Below are 19232 nucleotides of genomic sequence, written 5' to 3' on the forward strand. Positions count from 1 at the left end.
CAAAACGCGCTCCTTATAACATAGAAAAAAACTATGAGCCAACTCACGCCGCTTAACCGCCCTACGAACACGGCCGTGGGCCCGGTAGCTCCGCGCCCGGCCGCGCCTGAGCTGCGCAACCCGCCCGCTGACTACACCTACGACGGTAGTTTCGAGGGCTTGCTCACGGTGCTGTTTCGTATCTACGACCGCCGCTCGGCGCCCAATAGTATTCAGCCCGCCGAGGCTTCGCAGGGCGGCTTGTTTGCCCAGGCCGTGGCCATCGACACCGACGACGCGCTGGCTACCCGCACCTGGGATGGCCTGCTGCGCTTCATGCCCGAGCCGGCGCGGGCGCGGCTCTACCACGTGTTTTTGAGCGAAGACCCGGAGCGCGAATTACTCATTTTTCGCTACGCCGACATGGCGCTGCGCACCGGCCGCGACATCTCCGAGAACTACGCCGACGCCACCGTGCGCCGCTGCCAGCGCCTGGCCCAGCAGATGTTTCGTGAGAAGCACCGCATGGAAGCCTTCGTGCGGTTTGAGAAAGCGCAGGACGGCTTATTCCACGCCACCATTGAGCCCGATTTTGACGTGCTGCCGCTCATCGCCAGTCACTTCAATAAGCGCTACGCCGACCAGCGCTGGCTCATTTTTGATAAGCGCCGCCACTACGGGCTGTACTACGACCTTACCCGCACCGATGTCGTGAGCTTTGAGGCCGGCGGTGCTACTACCCTGCGCCGGGGCGAGCTCTCGGCCACGGTGCTCGACGAGCGTGAGCCGCTGTTCAAAATCCTGTGGCAGGCCTACTTCGACCACGTCAACATCCCCGAGCGCAAGAACCTCAAGCTGCACAACCGCCACATGCCGCGCCGCTACTGGAAGTACCTGAGCGAAAAGCAGCCCCGTGAGCGCCGCTTCGAGCCCATCAAAAACAAGCGCGGGCCTAACGCCCCGAGCGAGTAGGGCCAACTTTTAGTCCGCCCGCGTTTTTGCCCGATTGCGTGCACCTAGGCGCGCGCGGACGCGGGCGCATGGAAAGCCCGCGCTACTCTGAGATGCCGTAATTTGCGCGCTCAACGCAAATTCACGCAACGCCGGACATGAGTACTATTTTGGTTTTTGGGGCCTCGGGCCAATTGGGGCAGTGCCTGGCGCACGTAGCCAAAGAGCGCAATACGCCGGGCCTGATTTTTCCGCCCGAGGACCAAGCTAACATCCTAAATCCTGCGGGCCTGCGGAGCCTTTTCGAGCAGCACAAGCCAGATTACGCCATTAACTGCGCCGCCTACACGGCCGTGGATAAAGCGGAGGATGAAGTAGACATAGCCCGCAAGGTGAATCGCGACGGCGCCGAAAACCTGGCCCGACTGTGCGGCGAGTTTGGCGCCGTGCTCATCCAGATTTCGACCGATTTCGTGTTTGCCGGCACCGGCAACCAGCCGCTGGTCGAAACCGACCCGGCCGAGCCCATCAGCGTTTACGGCCTCACCAAGCTGGAGGGTGAGCAGGTTATTCCGCCCCTCACTGATAAGTATTTCATCCTGCGCACCAGCTGGCTGTACTCCGAGTATGCCAACAACTTCGTGAAAACCATGCTCAAGCTGGGCCGCGAGCGCGACGAACTGCGCATCATCTGGGACCAAACGGGCACGCCCTGCTACGCCATCGACCTGGCTGGCTGTATCCTCACTATCATCGAGCAGCAGAGCACTGCCTACGGCCTCTACCACTATAGCAACGAGGGCGTTACCTCGTGGTACGACTTCGCCACCGCCATTTTCGAGCTGAGCCACACGGAGGTGAAAACAACGCCCATCCGCACCGCTGAATACCCCACCAAAGCCACCCGCCCCGCCTACTCGGTGATGGACAAAACCAAAGTGAAGCAGACCCTAGGCATCGCGATTCCGCACTGGCGCACCAGTTTGCAGACGTGCCTGGGGCGGCTGGGCTAAGCTGTTTTGTAAAGCAACTGCCTGGGCCAACACCTAGGCAGTTGCTTTTTTCAGAGCCTCGCAACAAGTTATTTGGCTCAACCTATTTGCGCAGCACATGGCTATATTTCTCCTCCGAATCTCGTTTCGCAACCAACCTAGCGGCAGCGATTTTCTGCTCACGGGTCGGGTCTACCCACCTTCTACTGTCATCAAAGCCGGCGACTGGCTTGTGTTTGGGCAGCTAAAAGTGGCGGTAAAACAAGTAGAAACTACTTCCTACGAAGGCGTTATGCTAACAATCAGCCAGGATGCCGTAGAAACGTTGCGCCGGGGAGGCGTCGCCCTGAATAAGCTGTACGGCACCGAGATTCCGGTTGAGAGTGCGGCTCAAGCTGCTACCTAGGGTTGAGTAGCCGCTGTGGGCAGAACAGCCTGGGAAGCCGGCCGCCCATAATACCGGTGCGCCACTAGCGCCAGCACCACAAAAGCGCCGCCCGTGGCGCACACGCCCGGCCAGCCGAAGTGCATCCAGGCCAGGCCGCCGATGACCGAACCTAGGGAGCCACCCGTGAAGTAACCCGTCATGTACACAGTATTGAGGCGGCTACGGGCCTCGGGGCGCAGCGAGAACACCAGCGTTTGGTTAGAGATGTGGGCCGACTGCACGCCCACATCGAGCAGGATAACGCCCAGCACCAGCCCCACGAGGTAGCCGCCGCCCACGCCGAGCAGCCCGTAGGAGACCAGGGCCAGCACGATGCCCACCGTGATGGCGTAGCGCGGCCCCCGCGTGTCGGCCACCTTGCCGGCCAGGGGCGCGGCCAGGGCCCCTAGGGCGCCCACCAAGCCAAAAAAGCCGGCTACATCGCTGCCGTAGTGGTAGGCCGGGCCGGCGAGGTAAAACGTGAGGGTAGTCCAGAAAACGCTGAAGGAAGCGAAGATGGCCGCCCCCACCAGCGCCGAGCGCCGTAGGGCGGGCAGCTCGCGCACGAGCGTGCCCAGCGACTGCATCAGCGAAGCGTAGCTGCCCTGGAAAGCGGGCCGGTCGCGGGGCAAGCGCCAGGCCAGCAGGGCCGCCAGCGCCAGCATCAGCGCGGCCGCGCCTTCAAATACAAAGCGCCAGCCTAGGTGCGCGCCCACGTAGCCGCTCACCGTGCGCGAGAGCAGAATACCGATGAGCAGGCCGCTCATTACGCGGCCCACAATGCGGCCGCGGTCGGCCTCGGGCGCCAGGGTGGCCGCCATGGGCAGCAGCAGCTGCGGCACCGATGAGCAGATGCCAATGAGCACGCTGGCCACGGCCAGCAGCACAAACGTGGGAGCCACGGCCGCGGCGCCTAGGCAGCCGGCCGCCGCCAGCAGCATCCACAGCATCAGGCGCTTGCGCTCTAGCATATCGCCCAGCGGCACCACCAGCAGCATTCCTAGGGTGTAGCCGACCTGCGTGGCGGTGGCAATGAGGCTGGCGCGGCTGTCCGAAACGTGGAAGGTGCGGCCGATGGCCGCCAGCAGGGGTTGGTTGTAGTAGATGTTGGCCACCACTAGCCCGCAGGTGAGGGCCATCAGCCAAACCAGCGCGGCATCGAGCTGCCGGGCGGCCGGGACCGCCGTGGTGGCGCGCGGCGTAATTAACGTATCAGACATGGGAGGCGATAAACGGGAAGCGGCGATAGCAATTATCAGATAAAGAGCAGGACTTAACTCCTGAAGAGCCGCGATAGTTACACGCCCGCCGCAACTTGCCCGGTGGCGCTGCGTTTGCCGGGCATGAGCCGAGGATTTGTGAAAGAAGACGATGCGCAAACGCCGCCCATCGTGCCGCCGCGCGCCGCGCTACCCGCCGGCACCCCCAATTACGTGACCCCCACGGGCCTCGCCCAGCTGCAAGCCGAGCTAACCACGCTCGAAACTACCCGCGCGCAGGCCGCCGCCAATCGCGACAATGACACCGACCGCACCCACCGCCTGTCGCTGCTAAATGGCCGCCTGGCCCTGCTCACCGAGCGCCTGGCCAGCGCCAAGCTCATCGACCCCAGTACCCAGCCGCCCGGCGAAGTCCGCTTCGGCGCCACCGTTACGCTCCGCACCCTAAGCGGGGGCCGGGTAGGAGCCGAGCGCACCTTTACGCTGGTGGGCGTCGATGAAGCCGACGTGGCGGCGGGCAAAGTGGGCTTTGTGGCGCCTATTGCCCGCGCTTTGGTCGGGGCTAAGCTGGGGCAGGCGGTGAGCTTGCCCCTAGGGCCAAAACCGGAGACGGTAGAAGTAGTGCACATCAGCTACGCCTAGGTAGGTTAGGCCGTAGCGCGGACTTTTAGTCCGCAAGTAGTAGCACCTTAACTCGCGGACTAAAAGTCCGTGCTACGGCCTAACCTACCTAAGTGGCGTGTGCTGCTTCTTATACGCGCCTGGCGTCAGCCCTTCGCACTTTTTAAATAAGGCCTGGAAATACGACAGGTTGTTGAAGCCGGCCCGCAGGCACACCTCGGCCACGGTGGCCAGCGGGTGGCACAGCAGGCGTTTGGCCTCGGCCAGCCGCTCGCGCACGATGTACTCAACGGGCGTCAGGCCAAACTCGCGCTTAAACAGCCGGAAGAACGTGGCCTTGCTCATGCACGCCACCGCGCTCAGCTTCTCCACTGGCAGCGGCTCGGCGAGGTGCTGCTTGATGTACTGCACCACCGCCGCAAAACGATGCGTGGTAAGGTGTTTGGTATAATCCTGAAAGAGCAGCTGCCGAGCCTGCGTCTGCATCAGGCGCACCAACAGCTCCTGTAACGTGAAGCCCGCCAGCACGTCCTTGGCGGCATCAGTGGTGCGCGACACGGCCACCAGGCGCTCTAGGGTGCTGGTGAGCTCGGGCGTGTTGGTGAGGTGGGCGTGCTCGGGGCCGGCCAGCGCCCAGGGCTGGTGGGCTTCGAGGCGCGGGTAGTGCTCGTTGAGCAAGTCGATGGTTTGGCGAATGCTGTCGGGGGCGATGGCCACGGCCAGGCACTGCGTAGGCTGGCACAAGCAGGCGTCGGGGAAGTCTATTTCCATCAGCTCATCCTCGCCCACTACCACCGACTCGCCGGGCAGGTAGTCGAAAGCTGGTCGGCCGGGCAGGTGCATCACTTTTTTGCCGCGTAACATGGTCGTGAGCGCCAGCCCCTCCAGGCGCAGCGGTACGCGCAGAGCCGGGCGGTGGGTCTCAAAAATATTGAGCTCAAACGCTTCAAGCGCAAAAACCGTCCGGTTTTCAACCAAAGAGTGCAGCCGCTCCAGCGCCAGGGGCGGCACGGCAGCGGGCAAATGAACGCGGGTGGGCATGGGGGAGGGGAGAGGGAGGAGCCGTTTGTTATTGCTGCGCTCCGCTCGCAATGACAAACGATTTGTACGTGAGTAAGTACTCACTTTAATATGCGGCAATTTCAACATTTTTTGCGAGAATACCACAGCCTTCACGGAAGGGTAACGGGCCACCTTTGCCTTGTTCTTCAACCCTTCTAAAATTCCCGCAGCATTATGGCAGAAGTTCTCGAAGCGCCCACCACGCTAGTGGCGCGCCCCCAGTTCAAGAATCACTACGACAACTTCATTGGTGGTAAATGGGTGGCCCCGGTTAAGGGTCAGTATTTTGATAACCCGTCGCCCATTGATGGCAAGGCCTTTACCAAAGTAGCTCGCAGCACCAAGGAGGACATCAACCTCGCCCTCGACGCGGCTCACGAGGCGTTCAAGACCTGGGGCAAAACCTCGGCCACCGAGCGCAGCAATATTCTTAATAAGATTGCCAACCGCATCGAGGAAAACCTACCCTTCTTGGCGGCCGTGGAGTGCGTGGAAAATGGCAAAGCCATCCGCGAAACTACCTACGCCGACATGCCGCTGGTAGTCGACCACTTCCGCTACTTTGCCAGCGTCATTCGGGCCGAGGAGGGCAGCGCTACCGAGCTGAATGCCACCACCGTATCGCTCAATATTCAGGAGCCCCTGGGGGTAGTGGGCCAGATTATTCCCTGGAACTTCCCGCTGCTGATGGCTACCTGGAAGCTCGCGCCCGCCATGGCCGCCGGCTGCACCGTAGTGATGAAGCCCGCCGAGCAAACGCCCGCCAGTATCATGGTGCTGATGGAGCTGATTGGCGACCTCATCCCGGCCGGCGTGGTCAACGTGGTCAATGGCTTTGGCCTCGAAGCTGGCAAGCCGCTGGCCTCGTCGCCGCGCATCCAAAAGGCCAGCTTCACGGGCGAGACGACCACCGGCCGCCTCATCATGCAGTACGCCGCCGAAAACCTGATTCCGGTGACGATGGAGCTGGGTGGCAAGTCGCCCAACGTGTTCTTCAAAAGCGTAATGGACGCCGATGATGACTTTTTGGACAAGGCCATCGAGGGCGCCGTGATGTTCGCCCTCAACCAGGGCGAAATCTGCACCTGTCCTTCGCGGATGCTGATTCACGAAGACATCTACGACGAGTTTATTGCCCGCGTTATTGCCCGCGTGAAGGCCATTAAGCTCGGCAACCCGCTTGATATGAACACGATGATGGGTGCGCAGGCCTCCAACGACCAGTTCGAGAAAATCCTGAGCTACCTCGAAATCGGCAAGGCCGAAGGTGCCGAGGTGCTGACCGGCGGCGAGGCCTACAGCCAGGAAGATGGCGCCCTGGCCGAGGGCTACTACATTCAGCCCACCATGTTCCGAGGCCACAACAAGATGCGGATTTTTCAGGAGGAAATATTCGGGCCGGTAGTGTCGGTGACAACCTTTAAAACGGTGGCCGAAGCCATCGAGCTGGCCAACGATACGCTCTACGGCCTAGGGGCCGGCGTGTGGACCCGCGATGCGCACGAGCTTTACGAGGTGCCCCGCGCCATTCAGGCCGGCCGCGTGTGGGTCAACTGCTACCACGACTACCCCGCCGGCGCGCCGTTTGGCGGCTACAAGGCCTCGGGCTTTGGGCGCGAGAACCACAAGATGATGCTGGGGCACTATCGCCAGACCAAGAACATGCTGATTAGCTACAGCCAGCAGAAATTAGGGTTCTTTTAGCTGTGCGGTAAGCTTCAGCTTGCCGTAAATACCTCAAAAACTGCCGCTGGGAATAACTGGCGGCAGTTTTCATTCCTATCACTCAACGGTAAGCTAAAGCTTACCGCACATTTATGCCCACCCCTCGCGTCCTCGTCACCACCGCCGCCGAAGCTACCATTGACCTGCTGCGCGACGAGCACGGCCCGCTCATGTTTCACCAGAGCGGCGGGTGCTGCGATGGCTCGTCGCCGATGTGCTTTGCCAAGGGCGAGTTTCGGGTGGGCGGCAACGACGTGTGGCTGGGCCGCATCCACGGCTGCGATTTCTTCATGAGTGCCAGCCAGTTCGAGTACTGGAAGCACACCCAACTCACGGTGGACGTGGTGAAGGGCCGGGGCGCCAGCTTCTCGCTGGAAATCCCCCTAGGGGTGCGGTTTCTCATCCGCTCGCGGCTGTTTACGGAAGCGGAGGAGCAGGACATGGCCCCGGTTTTCGCGGGCGACGAGTACCCGGTGGAGGCGTGAGGTTGCTGCCTACTAAGCAGTAGCTCAAAAACCGTTCGTCATGCGGAACGCAGTGAAGCATCTCTACCGTACCGTTTGGTTAGTAATCCAACGGTGCGGTAGAAATGCTTCACTGCGTTCCGCATGACGAACGATTTTTGAGCGAGCGCCAAGTGAGCCCTAGGTCCCCAGTTCCGGCGGTGTCTCGTCCTTGCGCTTGCGCTCTTCCGTCGCCACGTCATTCGTATTAGCCTCCGACGGGCCAGCGGGCGGCGTGCTACCCTCCTGCGAGCCGTGGCCTTCGTGGCCGTGCTCCTCGGGCTTGTAGTTGGCCGATATCTCGGCGAGCTTCTTTTTGCCGTAGGCAAAGTTGGTGATATTCAGGAACAATACCGGTACGGCGAAGATGGCCAGGAAGGTAGCCGCCAGCATGCCGCCCACCACCGTCCATCCTATTGTTTGGCGCGATACGGCGCCCGCGCCTGAGGCAAAGGCCAGCGGCAGTACGCCCAGAATGAAGGCCAGCGAGGTCATAATAATGGGCCGCAGGCGCAGCGTCACGGCCTGCATCGTGGCGTCGAGCACGGGCATCCCGGTATCCACGCGCTCCTTGGCAAACTCCACAATCAGAATGGCGTTTTTGGCCGCCAGGCCGATGAGCGTAATCATACCAATCTGAGCGTACACGTTATTGGTGAGCTTGGGCACCAGCGTGAGCGCCACGATGGCGCCGAAGATACCTAGGGGCACCGCCAGCAGCACAGAGAACGGCACCGACCAGCTTTCGTAGAGCGCCGCCAGCAGCAGAAACACGAACAAAATCGAGAGCCCAAAGATGATAACCGTGCTGTTGCCCGCGCTGATTTCTTCGCGGCTCAAGCCCGAAAAGTCAAAGCCGTAATCGGCGGGCAGGGTTTGGGCCGCTACCTCTTGCAAGGCCGCAATGGCCTGGCCCGAGCTGTAGCCGGGCTTGGCATCGCCGTTGATTTCGGCCGAGCGGAATAGGTTGTAGTGCGAGATAAGCGGTGCGTTTTCAACCAATTTATAAGTCACAAGTGAGCTAAGCGGCACCTGCCCGCCCGCCTGGTTGGCCACGTAAAACGAGTTGAGCGCCGTGATATCCTGGCGGTAGCTAGTGTCGGCCTGGGCCACCACCCGGAAGTTGCGCCCGTACTTGGTGAAGTCGTTGACGTAGGTACTGCCTAGGTAGGTCGATATGGCATTGAAGACGCTGGTGAGCGGCACGCCGAGCTTTTTGGCCTGCTCGCGGTTCACGGTGAGCTGGTAGCCAGGGGTTTTGGCGGTGAAGAAGGTGTAGGCACTTCCGATTTCGGGCCGCTGGTTGGCTGCGCCCACAAACTTGTTGACCGTAGCCTCAAACGCCTTGATGTCGGTCGAGCTTTCGCGCTGCTCCAGCATAAAGCTGAAGCCGCCCGTGTTGCCTAGGCCCGGAATGGCCGGCGGCGGTACCACCACGATATTGGCTCCCTTGATGACGGAAAACTCCTTTTGCAGCTGCGCAATCACGCCAAACAGCTGTTGCGACTCTTCCTTACGGTCGTCCCAGGGTTTCATTTGCAAAAACATGGTGGCGCTGCTCGACTTAAACGAGAAGTTAAGCGCGTTCAAGCCGCTAATGCCCACTATGTTCTGCACGGTCGGCACTTTCTGCTTGATAATCTGGGCCATCTGCGCCAGCACTGTCTGAGTCCGAATGCCCGACGCGCCCTGCGGCAGCTCGACCGCCACGAACAGCCGGCCCTCATCCTCGGTCGGGATAAAGCCCGAAGGCTTGGTGCGGAACAGCGCAAACGTGCCGCCGTACACGCCCAGCAGCAAAATGCCCACCAGCGGCGCAAAGCGCAAAGCCTTGCGCACGCCGTTGGCATAGGACTTCGTGACGCGCTCAAACCACTGGTTAAACTTGTAAAACAGCTTGTTAAGACCTTTGGAGTCGGCCGTTTGCTCGGTGGGCCGCAGCATGAGCGAGGTGAGGGCTGGCGTGAGCGAGAGCGCGATAAACGCCGACAGCACCACCGAAATAGCGATGGTAACGGCAAACTGCTGGTAGAGCTTGCCCACGATGCCGGGGATGAAGCCCACCGGCACGAACACCGCCGCCAGGATGAGCGCGATGGCAATAACCGGCGCCGTTATGTCTTTCATGGCCTTTTCGGTGGCCTCGCGCGCCGATATTTTTTCGGTGTCGATGTAGTGTTGCACGGCCTCCACCACCACGATGGCATCATCGACCACGATGCCGATGGCCAGCACGAAGCCAAATAGCGTCAGCGTGTTAATGGTAAAGCCCAGTGGGATGAACAGAATGAACGTGCCCACAATGGCCACCGGCACCGCCAGCACCGGAATGAGCGTGGCCCGCCAGCTTTGCAGAAACACGAACACCACCACCGTCACCAGCAGCAGAGCGATAACCAGGGTTTCGACCACTTCGTGAATGGACACCTCTACCACCGACACCGACTCAAACGGCACGCTGTAAGCGATATCGGGCGGGAACTTAGTTTGCAGCTGTTTCATGGCCGCGTACACGCCGTCGGCCGTTTCGAGGGCGTTGCCGCCGGGCACCTGGTTCACGAGCAAAATCGTGCAAGGGCTGCTGTTTACGAAGGAAGTCTGCGAATACGAGAAGCTGCCGAGCTGCACGCGGGCCACGTCCTTGAGGTACACGATGGAGCCATCCTGGGGCTTGGTGCGCACGATGATGTTCTCAAATTCCTGCACCGTGCTCAGGCGGCCGTTCGCAAAAAGTGAATACTCAAAGGCTTGCGCGCTCGTTTGCGGGGCCGAGCCAATGGAGCCGGCTGCCACTTGCACGTTTTGCTCCTGCAAGGCGGTGGTCACGTCGGCGGCGCTGAGGCCGAGCTGGGCCAGGCGGTCGGGCTTGAGCCACACGCGCATCGAAAAGTCCTGGCCGATGCTCTGCACGTCGCCCACGCCCTTCACCCGCAGCAGCGCGTCGCGGATGTAGATGTTGGTGTAGTTGTCCAGAAACTTGACGTCGTGGCTTTTCTTAGGCGAGTACAGCGCCACCACCATCAGGATGGTCGGATTCCGCTTTTTCACCGTTAGGCCCAGGCGCTTGACCTCGTCGGGCAGCTGGGGCTGGGCCACGCTCACGCGGTTCTGCACATCGAGCGTCGCAATGTCCACGTTGGTGCCAATCTCAAAGGTCACGTTCGACGAGATGCGCCCGTCGCTCGTCGCGTTCGACGAGAGGTAGGCCATGCCCGGCGTACCGTTTACCTGCGTCTCGATGGGCGTGAGTACGGTTTGCTCTACCGTGAGGGCATCGGCACCGGTGTAGCTACCCGAAATCTGCACCACGGGCGGCGAAATATCGGGGTACTGGCTGATGGGCAGGCTCCTAAGCGACAACACGCCCAGCAGCACCAGCACTATCGACACGACGATGGCCGTGACCGGTCGGCGTATAAAAACGTCAGATATCATTCAGGATAAGAATAAATGCCTTGTGAGCAGTTAGTTAAATAACGCCCCGTCATGCTGAGCGCAGCGCAGCGGAGTCGAAGCATCTTGGCCGCTTCGTTGCTAACGATAGGAGTTAGTTCACCTGCCAAGATGCTTCGACTCCGCTGCGCTGCGCTCAGCATGACGGGGCGTTTTGAGGCTATTTGCCTGCTGCCGGCACCGCCGCGCCGCCCTGCGCACTCGCCGGCTTACTCGGGTCGCCGACCTGGACTTTTGCGCCTTCACGTAGGTTCTGCACCCCGTCGCTCACGATGGTTTCGCCGGCTTTCAGGCCCTGGCGCACCACCGTTTTATCTTTTATTTTGGTGCCCGTCAGCACTTTGCGCTGCGATACCTTGCTGCTGTCGCCCACCACGTACACGTAGAATTCGCCCATCTGCTCGGTCACGGCACGGGCCGGAATGACGAGTTGCTCGCCGGTATCCTGGTTGAGTACGCGCAGGCTGGTATTCATGCCGGCTTTGAGCAAGCGGCGCGGGTTGGGGAACTGCACGCGCACTTTCAGTGTGCCCGTTTGCGGGTCCACGGCGCGGTCAAGGGTCACGATTTTGCCGGGCAGCTTATAGGTCTGGCCGCCGGGCACTTGCAGCGTGAAAATCGAGTCCTGCCGCACGCCTTTGGCCTGCTGCAATTTGGTGAAGCGGGCAATATCCTGCTCGCCGATATTCACATCCACCGCAATCGGGTCCTCAGCCGACACGGTGTTTAGCAGCGTCTGGCCCTGGCTCACGAGCGCCCCGAGCTTCACCTGCGCGATGCCGATGGTGCCCGTGAGCGGCGCTGTGATGATGGAGTGGCTCACGTCCAGCGACAGGCTCCGCAGCGACGCCTGCGCCGCCGCAATCTGCGAGCGGGCGTTGGCCACGTCGGCTTTCGACACGTCAACTTGCTGCAGGGCAATGGCATCCTGGGCGGCCAGGCGCTGGTAGCGCTCGGCGTCTTTGGCCACCCGCACGTAGTTGGTGCGGGCCACTTGCAGCTGGGCGCGGCCCTGGTCCACGGCGGCAGCGTAGCGGGTGCGGTCGATGGCGTAGAGCTTCTGGCCCTTGGTCACCTTCTGCCCGTCCTGCACATAAATATCAGTGAGATAGCCGGTTACTTCGGCCAGCAGCTGCACCTCGTTGAGGGGCACCACGGTGGCGGGGTAGGAGTCGGCGCTCACCACGTCTTCGGCCTGCACCTTGTACACGGCCACAGGCACGGCGGGCGGCGGGCCGGCTTGCTGGGCTTCGTCTTTTTTGCCGCAGGCGGCCAGCAGGCCCGCCACTAGCAGGGCGGGCGCCACGCGGGCCGCCGCCAATAGGTTGAGGTTTCTCACTGGTTAAACGTAATGTTGCCTAGGGCGCGCTGCACGTCCAGCTTGCTGGACAGCACGTTGAACAACGCGTTGTAATAATTGAGCTGGGCCGTGCGCAAGTCGGCCTCGGCGATGGTCAGCTCCAGAAAAGTCTTGATGCCCTCGCGGTACTGGAGGTTGATAACGCGGTACACTTCCTTGGCATCTACTAGGTTGTCTTGCAGGGCGTTGAGCTGGCTCAGCGCGCCTTTGTAGACACCTAGGGCCTGGTCGAACTCGGTAGTTATCTGGTTCTTGGTATCGAACAAATCCAGGTCGAGGCGCTCGTCTTGCAGGCGCGCTATCTTCAGGTTTTGCAGCCGCCGCAGGCCTGTGAAGAGCGGCAGCGCGAACTGCGCGCCGGCCTGCTGGTTGGGGTAGGCCGTGCGGTAGAGCTCCGAAAACTGGTTGCTCTGGTACACCCGGTTGTAGTTGTAGAAGCCCGAGAGCGTGGGCAGGAAGCCGTAGCGGTAGTAATCGATGTTGAAGCCCTGCAACTTCTTCTGGGTCAGGAGCTGCTGCACCTCGATGCGGCGCTCGGGCACCAGCCGCTCGGCCGTGTCGAGCTGCGCCTCGCGCACCATTTGCAGGGTGTCGTACTGCAGAGCCAGCGGCTTTTCGGGCCCCAGGCCCATGAGCTGCTTCAGGGCCGAGTACTTGCCGGGCAGCGCGGCGGCCGTACCCTGGCGCTGGGCGTAGGCATTGCGCAGCGACACAGACGCCCGCAGGTAGTCAGTTTTGTCCGCCACGCCCACGTCGAGCTTGGCCTTCGAGTCCTTCACCTGCAATTGCTGGCGCTGAATGGCCTCGTCCAGAATGGCTAGCTGCCGCTCGGTCAGCAAAATGTCGTAAAACGCTTTGCTGACGTTCGTTACCACGTCAATCTTGTTGGCCGTGGTGGTTTGCTGATACGCCAGGCGCGTGGGGCGCACCGAGCGCGCCGCCAGCAGCACGTCGTTGCTGAATAGCAGCTGGCTGGCCGCCACGCCCAGCGTCGAGGTATTGTTCAGGCCGATGCGAAAAATCTGCTGCGGCCCGCCGGGGTTGGTGAGGTCCGGAAAAACCGCCGTGGGCAACTGAATATTACGGGTGTAGATGCCCGTAGCATTTATCTGCGGCAGCCAGGCCGACAGCCCAATGCGAATGTTGCGCTCGCCAATTTCCTCATCGAGCTGCGACTGCCGTACCACGGGCTGGTTGCGCAGCGCAAAGCTGATGCACTCCGGCAGGCTGGCCGTGCTCGGGATGGGCTGCGAAGCGGGCGCGCCGGGCGCCTGCGCCTGGGCGAAGCCGCTGGCCAGTAGGCTGAAAAGCAGCCATATAAAAAGACCGGCTGGCCCGCCCCGAAGTTTTCGGAGCCGGGCCAGCCGGTGGGGGTATCGTATCGGTTTACTCAACATCACTATCGCTTACTAGGGTCGCGCGGCCGTCTTTTCAGACAACCGAAACTCTATAAGCCGATAGCCGGGCAAAGGTTTTGCCGCTTCGTGTTACTTATTCGCTCGCACGGGTAGGTCCTCGAGTTGGGCGTAGCTGAGCTTCCAATTGCCATCGCCGCCTTTTTTCCAGAGAAAAATGAAGTTGCCCGCGCCCGTGCCGGCCGTATTGTCGGTGGCCGTAGGCAGCACATCCACCGAAAAAGTGCCGGCCTCGTAGGCCGTATTCGCATCGTTGCCCGAGCTCACGACGCTGGTTTTGAGGCCCGAAATAGTGGTGATGGTGGGCGTAATCCACTTGTTCATCACTTCCGACTTACCGCTGAAGCGAGTTTCGCCCTGCAAAAACTGTACGTCGTCGGCCAGCAGGGCCGAAGCTTTGGCGGCGTCCTTGCCGTTCCAGGCGCTGAGAAATTGCTGGTCGAGGTCGGCCACGCTCGCGCTACTGGTGGCCGGGGCCGCGCCGGTGGTGGTCGCCTTGTCGGCGTTGTTGCCGCACGAGGCCAGCAGGGTAGCCGCGCAAATCAAAGGCAGGTAAAATTTCATAAAAAGGGTTTTGGTAGAATAAAGGAACGTATGAAGGGCGAAAAACCCAGGCCGCTGAGCCTGGGTTTTCTTGAATTAGCTAAATACTGAGGCTTACCAGCTCTTGCGCAGTATCGGCGAGCTAGGGTAGGCCGTGCCAGTCTGGCCGTACTGCGGATTGGGCAGGTAGCCGGCGGCAATAACTGTGTTGGGCGGCGTGGAGGGCGCAAACGCCTGGGCGGCTACGAGGCCGGCCCCAGCGGCAGTAGCGGCGGTGGCCACGCCCATGGCCGGGCGAGCGACGGCCTGGCGCTCAACTACTACGCGGCGCTCGGCGGCAGCGCGTTCGGCACTGGCGGCGCGGGCGTTGGCGGCGGCGATGCGCTGGTTGGCAGCGGCGCGCTCGGCGGCTAGGGCGGCGGCTTTCTTGCGCTTGTTATCAATGTGCTTGCCTACGCCGTAGCCGATGCCCGCGCCGGCCGCGCCGCCGATGGCGCCGCCCACTACGCGGTTGCGCTTATTGATGAGGGCACCGCCCAAAATGCCGGCCGCGCCGCCGATGGCGGCACCTTTGCCCTGCGGGCTCCAGCCGCGCTGGGCCTGGGCTTGGTGGCTGGAGAGGAAGCTGAACAGCAGCACCGGAAGGAGGAATAACCAGGAAGTGCGTTTCATGGGAAGGACAAGTAAAAAGCGGAAGAAAAAGGTCTTGTTGGTAAGGACGGGAGTACAAGCACTGTGCCAACTACGGCGGGGCTTGGCGAGTGGTTTGCGCCGCTTAGGTCGATGACAGAGCCGTAAGCCCGCCGCTCCAAGCAATTGCCATGAGGCTGAGTGGAGTAGGAAATCGAAATTAAAAACGGTAAATTAAAAATTATAAATGGCTTAAAAACAGGGTATTAGTATAATATTTTTAATTCTTCGAAAAAGCACACGCCGGCCTGGGAGCCGCCCCCTTGGCCGCCCGTTTAGAAGTGACGAACCAGCACGCGCACGTCCACGTTGCGGCCGTGGTCGTCGGCGCACGAGATTTTGACCTCGCCGGTGGGCGGCCGAAAAAACACGCGTTCGGTGGCTGGGGCGGCGCGCACAAATTGGTCGTTCACGTACCAGTATACCTGGCGCACTTCGGCGCCGGCGGCGCAGGTAAGGAGCAGCTGCTGGTCGGCGGCATCGAGCAAATACTCGGCGTGGCCGGCCGGCGAGGTGATGGCGAGCAGCGGCGCGGCCTCGGGGGCGTCGGCGGTGGTGCCGCGCACGAGGCGGCAGGCGGGATTGTGGGGCGGCAGGCGGCGGGTGGGCAGGCCCTGGGCCTCGCGGTAGGCCAGTACCTCGGGCAGTACGTTGGGGTACAGCGCGCGGCGGTAGCCGGCGGCCGGTGCGCAGGCGCGGCAGTAGCTGAAGGTGCCATCGGCGGCCAGCAATACCTCCTGCTGGTGCTGGCAGCGGTGGCTGGCCGAGGCGCCGGGCAGGTAATAATCCATAAGCTGGTTGGGGCAGTGCTCGCCGGGCACCAATCCGGTTTCGGCGCAAACCAGCCGAAAATCGAGGCTGGCGGGCGGCGCAAACCACTCGTTACTATTGTTGTAGGCCAGGGCGTTAAACAAGTCAAACAGCAGTGGTGAGGCCACGTCGGCGCCCGTGAGGGCCGGGCTGCCCTGCCCGCTAAAGTTGCCCACCCACACCCCAATGGTGTAGTCCTTGTTATAGCCGATGCTCCAGGCGTCGCGGCGGCCGTAGCTGGTGCCGGTTTTCCAGGCGATGCGCGGTAGGTGGCGGCTGCTGGCCGCGTCCATGGGCAGGTCGGGCCGCGTGCGCTGGGCCAGGATGTCGGTGAGAAGGTAAGCGGCGGCGGGGCTGAGGAGGCGCGTGCTGGGGCGGGAAATCTGCTGCGAGGTGAGCGCGAGCGGGCTGTATTTTCCGCCGTTGGCCAGGGCCGAATAGAGCCCGGTCAGCTCTTCCAGCGTAGCGCCGCAGCCGCCCAAAATGGTGCTCAGCCCCAACCTAGGAGCATCGCGCCCCACTTGCCGGAAGCCTGCTTGCCGCAGCGTGGTGGTGAGATTATCGACCCCGACCTCGGCCAGCACGCGCACGGCCGGAATGTTGAGCGAGTAGGTGAGGGCGCGCTCCATGGTCACCTCGCCCTGGCACTTCTTGTCGAAGTTTTCGGGCCGGAAGCCTTGGAAATTGGTGGGCACGTCGGGCAGCACGGTTTTGGGCGTGAGCAGGCCGCGGTCGAGGGCCAGGCCGTAGAGCAGCGGCTTGAGCGTGGAGCCCGGCGAGCGCACGGCCCGCACACCATCGACCTGCCCGCTGCTGCCTAGGTCGCCAAAATCAGCCGAGCCCACGTAGGCCTCCACGGCGTGCGTGTGGTTGTTGACGACCAGCACGGCAGCCTGCGAGATTCCCCGCGTGGCCAGCCGCCGCACGTAGTTGCGGGCCAGGTCTTCGGCCTTGGCCTGGGTGGCCGGGCGCAGGGTGCTCGGGATGAGCGCCTGGCCGGGCCGGGCCTGCACCAGCCGCCGCGCCAGGTGAGGGGCCAGGGTGGGCGCGGCGTGGCGCCGGGCCTCCAGTGGCTCCAGCAGCGCGTTGGCAATGTCTTGCGTCGGAAAGAGCTTTTCCTGCCCGAAGTACCGCAACCAGCGGTTGCGCTCGCCCAGAATCTGGGCGTTGTGCTTACCTAGGACCAGCCCGGCCGGCCGGTTCGGGATGATGGCCAGGGTCACGGTCTGGGCCAGTGAGAGGTAGTGCGGCGGCTGCTGAAAGTAGAGCAGCGCCGCCGATTTCACGCCCTCGATGTTGCTGCCGTATGGCACTAGGTTGAGGTAAAGCTGCAAGATTTCGGCCTTGCTGAGGTGCGCTTCCAGCTGGGTGGCGCGCAGCATTTCGAGCAGCTTATTGCCGAAGGTGCGCTCCTTGGGCTCCAGTAGCCGCGCCACCTGCATGGTGATGGTGCTGGCCCCGGTGGTGCGGCCGTGGCCCAGCAGGTTGCGGCCCGCCGCCTGCACCAGCGCCAATGGATTCACCCCCAGATGGTAGCGAAAATACCGGTCTTCCTTAGCGATAATAGCCGTTTGGAGCGCCGGGGTAATCTCGGGCAGCTCAGTTTTCATCCGCCACTTTTGGGTGGGGTTGAGGTAGGCGTGCAGCACGCTGCCATCCTGGGCCAGCACCAGCGGCGAGTATTGTGGCGCCGGCGGCAGCGGAAACAGGCGGTCGAGCACCAGCGCCAGTAGGGCTAGCAGCAGTAAGCCCCCACCTAGCTGGCCGAGCCGCCGTTTTCGCCTGTTGTGCATCCTCAAAAATAAGCTCCCGGCGGGGCGAAGTAGGCTACTGGCTACCCTGGGTGTCAGTGGTTGTAGCGTGGACTAAAAGCCTACACTACTCAGTTGGCGGTACCTAGGTGCACCCGAAAGGTGGTGCCAACGTTTTCCTCGCTCTCGACCTCAATGCGACCGCCCTGCGCCTGCACCAGGCGGTTGACCAAAAATAGCCCCACGCCCGTGCCCTCGGCCGCCGTGGGGTGGAAGCGCCGAAACAGCTGAAATAGCTCGGTGCCGTGCTGCGCTAGATTGATACCCAGGCCGTTGTCTTGCACAGCCAGCACGGGCTGGCCTTCGGCCGAGTACGAGCGCACGGCCACGCGCGGCGCCCGGTCGGGGTGGCGGTACTTGAGGGCATTGGCCACCAAGTTGAGCAGAATGGTGCGCAGGTTGCTGCGCACGCAGGGTATCTCGGGCAAGTTGCTGAAATCAAGCTCAACAACGGCGTGCGTGTCTTGCGCCTGCGGGCGCAGAGTTTCGAGCACGTCGGCGGCGAGGTCGGCCAGCGCCACCGGCTCGGGTAGCTGGGCCGTGGGCTGGCGGTTTTCCTGCACCACGGTAGCTAGGTCGTCGATGGTGGTGCTCAAGGCGCCCAGCGACTTGTCCATGAATTGCAGCAGCTGCGCATCGGCGGGGTCGGCGAAGGTGGCGGCGCGTTTAATCTCTTCAAACAGCCCGCGCAGGTTGTTCACCGGCTGGCGCAAATCGTGCGAGGCGGCATACACAAAGTTGTCGAGGTCGGCGTTGGTGCGGGCCAGCTGCTGGTTGGCCGCTTGCAGCTCCTGGTGGTAGCTGGCCTGGTACTGGCGCCACTCGTTTTTCTCGATGGCGTGGCGCACGGTTTTGCCCAGCAGCTCGCGGTCGAAGTTGCCTTTGACCAAGTAGTCCAGGGCGCCGCCGTTGAGCACCCGCACGGCCAGCGCCTCGTTGCCGCTGCCCGTTATCATCACGGCGCACAGGCTATGGGCCGGCACCAGCTCGCGCAGCTGCCCTAGCAGGGCTAGGCCGTCGGTGTCGTGCAGGCTGTGGTCGAGCAGCACGCAGTCGGGTTGCAGCTGCTGAAACAGCGCCACCGCGTCCTCGCCCGAGGTGGCCTCGTACAACTCCATGCGCTCTTCGCCCGCCTGGGGCTTGAGGTAGCGCTTGTACAGCATGCGGTCGTACTCGTTATCATCGACCAGTAAAATTTTCTTCACTGCCGCCTGCAACTTTAGAAGTGGAACACGGGTAGCTCGGAAGCCCCCAACCAGTAGTCAATCGTGAGTCTGATTTTTTCCTCTAATTCACTGTACGAGATGGGCTTGGTGAGGTAGCTGTTGGCGCCCAGGCGGTAGCAGTCGTCCACGTCGCGGCTGCTCGAGGAGGTGCTGAACATGATAACCGGAATGTTGTGCAGGTAGGGGTCTTGCTTCACAATGTCGAGCACCATACGCCCGTCGGTGCCGGGCATGTTGAGGTCGAGCAGCACGATGGCGGGCAGCTTTTGGGGCCAGGCCGGGTGCTTGCCGTAGCCTTGTAGATACTCCAGGGCCTGGTCGCCATCGGCGCAGCGGAGTACGGGGTTTTGCAGCGCGTGCTTACGAAAAGCCCGGCCCAGCGCCAGGAAGTCTTCGGCGCTGTCTTCCACCACCAGAATGGGCAGGAGAGAATTGGTAGACACG

Annotated in this window: 16 protein-coding genes; 6 read left to right on the plus strand and 10 right to left on the minus strand. The window is 62.2% G+C overall.

The window, feature by feature from the left end:
* Window positions 1-33: 33 nt before the first annotated feature.
* The 3 genes from ACFSDX_RS04650 to ACFSDX_RS04660 all read left to right on the plus strand — a co-directional run bounded on the left by ACFSDX_RS04650 (window position 34) and on the right by ACFSDX_RS04660 (window position 2328).
* Window positions 34-951, plus strand: coding sequence for a TIGR03915 family putative DNA repair protein (locus ACFSDX_RS04650; protein ID WP_382312016.1), 918 nt, complete (start codon window positions 34-36; stop codon window positions 949-951).
* A gap of 137 nt (window positions 952-1088) precedes the next feature.
* Window positions 1089-1943, plus strand: coding sequence for a dTDP-4-dehydrorhamnose reductase (gene rfbD / locus ACFSDX_RS04655; RefSeq protein ID WP_382312018.1), 855 nt, complete (start codon window positions 1089-1091; stop codon window positions 1941-1943).
* A 97-nt stretch (window positions 1944-2040) separates the two neighbouring features.
* A complete protein-coding gene (locus ACFSDX_RS04660; protein WP_382312019.1) occupies window positions 2041-2328 on the plus strand; it encodes a hypothetical protein in 288 nt (95 codons plus the stop codon).
* Here ACFSDX_RS04660 and ACFSDX_RS04665 read toward each other — a convergent pair.
* The gene (locus ACFSDX_RS04665; RefSeq protein ID WP_382312020.1) at window positions 2325-3569 is read right to left on the minus strand and encodes an MFS transporter; all 1245 of its coding nucleotides are present in this window, start codon (window positions 3567-3569) and stop codon (window positions 2325-2327) included. The two genes, ACFSDX_RS04660 and ACFSDX_RS04665, sit on opposite strands and share 4 nt — an antisense overlap.
* Before the next feature lie 123 nt (window positions 3570-3692).
* Between ACFSDX_RS04665 and ACFSDX_RS04670 the strand changes: the two genes are divergently transcribed.
* The gene (locus ACFSDX_RS04670) at window positions 3693-4211 is read left to right on the plus strand and encodes a GreA/GreB family elongation factor (RefSeq protein WP_382312021.1); all 519 of its coding nucleotides are present in this window, start codon (window positions 3693-3695) and stop codon (window positions 4209-4211) included.
* Between the two features lie 84 nt (window positions 4212-4295).
* Here the strand turns inward: ACFSDX_RS04670 and ACFSDX_RS04675 are convergent, their stop codons facing one another.
* Window positions 4296-5231, minus strand: a complete 936-nt coding sequence (locus tag ACFSDX_RS04675) for an AraC family transcriptional regulator (protein WP_382312023.1) — start codon at window positions 5229-5231, stop codon at window positions 4296-4298.
* 195 nt (window positions 5232-5426) lie between these two features.
* Here ACFSDX_RS04675 and ACFSDX_RS04680 point away from each other — a divergent pair, with 195 nt between their 5' ends.
* Both ACFSDX_RS04680 and ACFSDX_RS04685 read left to right on the plus strand, forming a co-directional pair.
* Complete coding sequence (locus ACFSDX_RS04680) at window positions 5427-6956, plus strand: aldehyde dehydrogenase family protein (RefSeq protein ID WP_382312024.1); 1530 nt, start codon at window positions 5427-5429, stop codon at window positions 6954-6956.
* Between the two features lie 113 nt (window positions 6957-7069).
* The gene (locus ACFSDX_RS04685) at window positions 7070-7462 is read left to right on the plus strand and encodes a DUF779 domain-containing protein (RefSeq protein WP_382312025.1); all 393 of its coding nucleotides are present in this window, start codon (window positions 7070-7072) and stop codon (window positions 7460-7462) included.
* A 159-nt stretch (window positions 7463-7621) separates the two neighbouring features.
* Here ACFSDX_RS04685 and ACFSDX_RS04690 read toward each other — a convergent pair whose 3' ends face one another.
* The 8 genes from ACFSDX_RS04690 to ACFSDX_RS04725 form a co-directional block, all read right to left on the minus strand.
* The gene (locus tag ACFSDX_RS04690) at window positions 7622-10915 is read right to left on the minus strand and encodes an efflux RND transporter permease subunit (protein WP_382312026.1); all 3294 of its coding nucleotides are present in this window, start codon (window positions 10913-10915) and stop codon (window positions 7622-7624) included.
* Window positions 10916-11093: 178 nt separating this feature from the next.
* The gene (locus ACFSDX_RS04695; RefSeq protein WP_382312027.1) at window positions 11094-12272 is read right to left on the minus strand and encodes an efflux RND transporter periplasmic adaptor subunit; all 1179 of its coding nucleotides are present in this window, start codon (window positions 12270-12272) and stop codon (window positions 11094-11096) included.
* The gene (locus ACFSDX_RS04700) at window positions 12269-13690 is read right to left on the minus strand and encodes a TolC family protein (RefSeq protein ID WP_382312028.1); all 1422 of its coding nucleotides are present in this window, start codon (window positions 13688-13690) and stop codon (window positions 12269-12271) included. The genes ACFSDX_RS04695 and ACFSDX_RS04700 overlap by 4 nt, the downstream gene beginning before the upstream one ends.
* 90 nt (window positions 13691-13780) lie before the next feature.
* The gene (locus ACFSDX_RS04705; protein ID WP_382312029.1) at window positions 13781-14272 is read right to left on the minus strand and encodes a YybH family protein; all 492 of its coding nucleotides are present in this window, start codon (window positions 14270-14272) and stop codon (window positions 13781-13783) included.
* A gap of 93 nt (window positions 14273-14365) precedes the next feature.
* A complete protein-coding gene (locus ACFSDX_RS04710) occupies window positions 14366-14923 on the minus strand; it encodes a glycine zipper domain-containing protein (RefSeq protein ID WP_382312030.1) in 558 nt (185 codons plus the stop codon).
* Window positions 14924-15216: 293 nt separating this feature from the next.
* Window positions 15217-17544: a penicillin-binding protein 1C gene (gene pbpC, locus ACFSDX_RS04715; protein ID WP_382312031.1), complete on the minus strand. Its 2328-nt coding sequence runs from the start codon at window positions 17542-17544 to the stop codon at window positions 15217-15219.
* 89 nt (window positions 17545-17633) lie between these two features.
* Window positions 17634-18767 carry an ATP-binding protein gene (locus ACFSDX_RS04720; protein WP_382312032.1) on the minus strand — a complete coding sequence of 378 codons (1134 nt, stop codon included), beginning with the start codon at window positions 18765-18767 and terminating at the stop codon, window positions 17634-17636.
* Window positions 18768-18781: 14 nt separating this feature from the next.
* Window positions 18782-19231: a response regulator gene (locus tag ACFSDX_RS04725; protein ID WP_382312033.1), complete on the minus strand. Its 450-nt coding sequence runs from the start codon at window positions 19229-19231 to the stop codon at window positions 18782-18784.
* Window position 19232 lies beyond the last annotated feature (1 nt).

Origin of the sequence: Hymenobacter bucti, from assembly GCF_042681145.1 — a bacterium.
Taxonomy (GTDB): Bacteria; Bacteroidota; Bacteroidia; order Cytophagales; family Hymenobacteraceae; genus Hymenobacter; species Hymenobacter bucti.